The 448-nt window shown below is 74.8% G+C and carries 1 pseudogene; it reads right to left on the bottom strand.

The features are described from left to right. A pseudogene (locus tag D7W81_RS41530) lies at positions 1 to 448 on the bottom strand (hypothetical protein); the annotation flags it as partial.

Genomic DNA, 448 nt, shown 5'->3' with positions numbered 1-448 from the left:
GGTGAGGACGACGCTGCGGACCCGGGCGGCGGTCGCCTCCCGGGAGAAGGCCACGGGCGTGAGCAGGCCATCCGTCCAAGGACAGACATCGGGGAAGGACGGCTCGCACGTCGCGCCACGGCTGACGGGGCGCAGCGTCCCCGCGGGCAGCGGTTCGGCGCCGGTGCGCCACTCCAACCGGAACTCCACGGAGCCCGGCTCGCCGCCCAGGGGCGAGTACATCCACGTGCCCGCGCTGGCGGCGCGCAGCTGGACGCGGGGCAGGGCGAAGTCCTCCAGGACGTACGGGCCTGGCGTCCACGGGGAGGTCCTGCCCGGCTGCCGCCAGAGCAGCTCGCCGCCGGACGTGACCCACAGCAGGGGCTCCGGGTCGGTGGGCAGGATGGGGACGAAGTCGCCGGTGTTCGCGTCCTGCAGCTCCATCGTGTCCGCCGTCGGTGGCTGGGCA

Source organism: Corallococcus aberystwythensis, from assembly GCF_003612165.1.
GTDB lineage: Bacteria > Myxococcota > Myxococcia > Myxococcales > Myxococcaceae > Corallococcus > Corallococcus aberystwythensis.
This window is presented reverse-complemented; position numbering and strand designations above follow the sequence as displayed.